Below are 4327 nucleotides of genomic sequence, written 5' to 3'. Positions count from 1 at the left end.
CGGCCTCCTCGCCCTCGCCGGCTGCGCTTCCGGCAGCACGGCGGAACCTGCGAAGGACGAACCTGCGGCGGCATCCGTCACGATCGAGGACAACACCGGCACGCACGAGATCGCGACCCCTCCGGCCTCCGTCGTCGCCCTCGACAACCGCACCTTCCAGACGCTCTCCGACTGGGGAGTCGAGCTCTCGGCCGGCGCCGTCGCGCTCATGCCCGAGACCGTGTCGTACGTGAAGGACGACGCCATCGTCGACATCGGCCTGCACAGCGAACCCGACCTCGAGGCCGTCGTCTCGGTCGAACCCGACCTCATCATCAGCGGCCAGCGCTTCACCCAGCACAACGCGGCCATCGCCGATCTCGTGCCCGAAGCCACGATCATCGACCTCGAGCCACGCGAGGGCGAGCCCTTCGACCAGGAGCTCAAGCGCCAGGTCACCGTGCTCGGCGAGATCTTCGGCAAGCAGGACGAGGCGCAGAAGCTGGTGGATGACTTCGACGCCGCCGTCGAGCGCGCCCAGGCCGCCTACGATGACGCCGACACCGTCATGGCCGTGAACACCTCCGGCGGTGAGATCGGGTACCTCGCCCCGACCGTCGGCCGCTCGCTCGGCCCGATCTACGACATCCTCGGACTCACGCCGGCGCTCGAGGTCGAGGACGCGACCGACGATCACCAGGGCGACGACATCTCGGTCGAGGCGATCGCGGCTTCGAACCCCGACTGGATCCTCGTGCTCGACCGCGACGCCGTGTTCGCTGCGGAGACCCCCGACTACGTGCAGGCGGCCGAGATCCTGGAGAGTTCCGAGGCGCTCGCCGGTGTCACGGCGGTGAAGGACGAGCAGATCGTCTACATGCCCACCGACACCTACTTGAACGAGGGAATCCAGACGTACACGACGTTCCTCGAGGACTTCGCTGACACACTCGAGGCCGCGAAGAACTGAGGTAACGCGGCGGCATCCGGATGATTCGGGTGCCGCCGCACCGTCATCATGGTCTCCACCGACATCACCCCGCCGCCCCGGTACGCCGCGCGGCTCTTCGACGGCACGCTGCTCCTCGGCGTGCTCGTCGTCGTCGTGCTCCTCGTCATCTCGCTGTTCACCGGCGTGTACGACATCGCCGGAGCCGACGACGGCGCGGAGATGTTCCAGATCACGCGCGTGCCCCGCACGATCGCCCTCGTCCTCTCGGGCGCGGCGATGGCGATGGCAGGCCTCGTGATGCAGCTGCTCACCCAGAACCGCTTCGTCGAGCCGACGACGACCGGAACCACCGAGTGGGCGGGGCTCGGACTCCTCATGGTCATGATCCTCGTCCCGCAGCCGTCGCTCCCGCTGCGGATGGCGGGAGCAGTGCTCGCGGCGTTCGTCGGCACGATGGTGTTCTTCGCCTTCCTGCGCCGCGTCGCCCTCAAGTCCTCGCTCATCGTCCCGATCGTCGGCATCATGCTCGGCGCGGTCGTCGGCGCGCTGTCGACCTATCTCGCGCTCGCCACCAACTCGCTGCAGATCCTGGGCGTGTGGTTCGCCGGCAGCTTCACCTCGGTGATGCGCGGCCAGTACGAGATGCTGTGGATCGTGGCGATCATCGGCGTGACCGTCTTCCTCGTCGCCGATCGGCTGACCATCGCCGGACTCGGCGAAGAGGTGGCCACGAACGTCGGCGTGAACTACAACCGGATCATCCTGCTCGGCACCGTCCTCATCGCGATCACCACGGGTGTGGTCACGGTCGTCGTCGGCAACCTGCCCTTCCTCGGACTGATCGTGCCCAACATCGTCTCGATGGTGCGCGGCGACGACCTGCGCAGCAACCTGCCGTGGGTGTGCTTGCTCGGCATCGCGATCGTCACGGTGTGCGACATCATCGGGCGCACGATCATCATGCCGTTCGAGGTACCGGTGTCGCTGATCCTCGGCGTCGTCGGGGCCGTGGTGTTCGTGCTGCTCCTGTTGAGGCAGCGTCGACGTGGTTAGCGGCGTGATGGGCGAGGCGACGACCTCCGGCCCGCTTCGGTCCGCCGGCTCGTTCACGACCCCGCGTGCTCGCCGTCGCTACTTCCTCGTGCTCGGCATCCTTCTCGTCCTGGCAGCAGGCTCCGGCTTCGGCCTGCTCGCCTGGGGCAACCCGATGCCGCCCGGATCGACGGGGTTCTGGCGCATCGCCCAGCACCGTGCGACCGATGTGACGGTGATGGCGCTCGTCGCGGTCGCGCAGGCCATCGCCACGGTGAGCTTCCAGACGGTCACCAACAACCGCATCATCACGCCGTCGATCATGGGGTTCGAGTCGCTCTACCGCGTCGTGCAGACCGCGACCGTCTACCTGTTCGGGGTGGCCGGGCTCGTGGCGATCCAGGGCGTCGGCCAGTTCGCGATCCAGGTCGCGATCATGGTCGGGCTCGCGGTCGCGCTCTACGGCTGGCTGCTGTCCGGTCGATACGGGAACCTGCAGATCATGCTCCTGGTGGGCATCGTGATCGGCGGGGGACTGGGCGCGATCGCCACGTTCATGCAGCGACTGCTCACGCCCAGCGAGTTCGACGTGCTCGCCGCCCGGCTCTTCGGCAACGTGTCCAACGCCGATCCCTCGTACCTCCCGTTGGCGATCCCGCTCGTCGTCGCGGCATCCGCACTGCTGTGGCTGCGATCCCGTCGGCTGAACCTGATGGCCTTGGGTCCGGACGCCGCGCGCTCCCTCGGCGTCGACCATCGCCGCGAGCTCTTCCTCGTGCTCTTCCTGGTGGCCGTGCTGATGGCGACCTCGACCGCGCTCGTCGGCCCGATGACGTTCCTCGGATTCCTGGTGGCGACCCTCGCGTATCAGTTCGCCGACACGCACGACCATCGGCTCATCTTCCCCGTCGCGGTGCTCACGGCCTTCACGATCCTCGCGGGCGCGTACTTCGTGATGAAGAACGTCTTCTACGCGCAGGGGATGGTGTCGATCCTGATCGAGCTCGTCGGCGGCACCGTGTTCCTCATCGTCATCCTCAGAAAGGGCCGACTGTGATCGCACTCGACGGCGTCCGCCGTGACTACAGCAGCGAGGTCGCGATCGGCCCCGTCGACCTCGAGATCCCCGCCGGTGGCATCACCGCGCTCATCGGACCGAACGGCGCCGGCAAGTCGACGCTGCTGACGATGATCGGTCGCTTGAACGGCATGGACGCCGGTGCGATCGAGATCGCCGGGCTCGACGTCGCCTCCACCAAGTCGAAGGACCTCGCGAAGGTCGTGTCGATCCTGCGGCAGGAGAACCACTTCGTCACCCGGCTCACAGTGCGGCAGCTGGTCGGCTTCGGACGCTTCCCGCACTCGAAGGGGCGGCTGACCCGGGCGGACGAGGAGATCATCAGCCAGGCGATCGACTTCCTCGATCTCGGACCGCTCGAAGGGCGCTATCTCGACGAGCTCTCCGGCGGGCAGCGTCAGCGCGCGTACGTCGCGATGGTCCTGGCCCAGGACACCGAGTTCGTGCTGTTGGACGAGCCGCTGAACAACCTCGACATGCGGCACGCGGTGCAGATGATGAAACACCTGCGCCGGGCTGCGGAGGAACTCGGACGCACGATCGTCATCGTGCTGCACGACATCAACTTCGCCGGGCACTACTCCGACCATATCTGCGCCATGAAAGACGGAGCGGTGGTGGAGTTCGGGTCCCCGGCCGAGATCATGACCGACGAGGTGCTCACCCGGGTGTTCGACACCCCGGTGCGCGTCGTCGACGGTCCGTCGGGGCCGCTGGCCGTCTACTACTGAGCGGACGGATGCGGTGCCAGGGGCCTCAGAGCTCGATGCCGTGATCCTCGTCGTTGACGCCGGCGTTGTTGCCACGACGCGACTCGTAGCCGAGGAACCATCCCAGCCAGACGATGGCGGCCAGGAGCACGCCGAGCCAGACGTTCTGGAAGATCAGCCCGACCACGACTCCGACGATCAGCAGGCCGACGGTGATGGAGATGCGCAGGGCAGAGCGGGACATGGCCCCAGCATAGGCCGACGGAGTCAGCGACCGCGATGGTCCTCGGGGGCGAGACGGGGCCCGCGGCGCGGTTCCTGAACCCCGCTGGCGAAGATGAGACGGATGACACGCTGCCGCTGACCCGCCCAGGGCTCGAGGAGCTCGAGCATCCCGTCGTCGTCGGTGCGCTTCCCGGTGAGCGCGTGCCCTACCTCATGCGCCAGGTGATAGTCGCCGACGCTGACGGCATCGGGATCACCCAGCGCGCGGATGCGGGTCTCCGCCGAGGTCCAGACGCCGACTCCCGGCAGGCTGGTGAGCACGCGGTCGCGGTCGGCGCCGGTCGTGGCCGC

At 67.7% G+C, this 4327-nt stretch carries 5 protein-coding genes and 1 pseudogene; 4 read left to right on the top strand and 2 right to left on the bottom strand.

The features are described from left to right. The 4 genes from ACNPM4_RS11995 to ACNPM4_RS11980 all read left to right on the top strand — a co-directional run. Nucleotides 1-949 (top strand): siderophore ABC transporter substrate-binding protein (locus ACNPM4_RS11995; protein ID WP_448985839.1); only part of this gene is annotated, 949 nt, incomplete at its 5' end. A 48-nt stretch (nt 950-997) separates the two neighbouring features. Next, a complete protein-coding gene (locus ACNPM4_RS11990; protein ID WP_448985838.1) occupies nt 998-1984 on the top strand; it encodes an ABC transporter permease in 987 nt (328 codons plus the stop codon). A gap of 7 nt (nt 1985-1991) precedes the next feature. Next, the gene (locus ACNPM4_RS11985) at nt 1992-3020 is read left to right on the top strand and encodes an iron chelate uptake ABC transporter family permease subunit (RefSeq protein WP_448985858.1); all 1029 of its coding nucleotides are present in this window, start codon (nt 1992-1994) and stop codon (nt 3018-3020) included. After that, a complete protein-coding gene (locus ACNPM4_RS11980; RefSeq protein ID WP_448985837.1) occupies nt 3017-3772 on the top strand; it encodes an iron ABC transporter ATP-binding protein in 756 nt (251 codons plus the stop codon). The genes ACNPM4_RS11985 and ACNPM4_RS11980 overlap by 4 nt, the downstream gene beginning before the upstream one ends. A 25-nt stretch (nt 3773-3797) precedes the next feature. Here the strand turns inward: ACNPM4_RS11980 and ACNPM4_RS11975 are convergent, their stop codons facing one another. Next, a complete protein-coding gene (locus ACNPM4_RS11975; RefSeq protein WP_136043000.1) occupies nt 3798-3995 on the bottom strand; it encodes a hypothetical protein in 198 nt (65 codons plus the stop codon). A 23-nt stretch (nt 3996-4018) separates the two neighbouring features. Continuing rightward, nucleotides 4019-4327: pseudogene (locus ACNPM4_RS11970) on the bottom strand (DNA-3-methyladenine glycosylase 2 family protein); the annotation flags it as partial.

The organism is Microbacterium umsixpiens, assembly GCF_053543675.1.
Note: the sequence above shows the minus strand (reverse complement) of the source record. Positions and strands in the feature narration are given on the sequence as shown.

Coding starts and splice junctions, on each gene's coding strand:
- ACNPM4_RS11985 (WP_448985858.1), top strand. CDS start 1,992: ATGGGCGAGGCGACGACCTCCGGCCCGCTTCGGTCCGCCGGCTCGTTC.
- ACNPM4_RS11990 (WP_448985838.1), top strand. CDS start 998: ATGGTCTCCACCGACATCACCCCGCCGCCCCGGTACGCCGCGCGGCTC.
- ACNPM4_RS11975 (WP_136043000.1), bottom strand. CDS start 3,995: ATGTCCCGCTCTGCCCTGCGCATCTCCATCACCGTCGGCCTGCTGATC.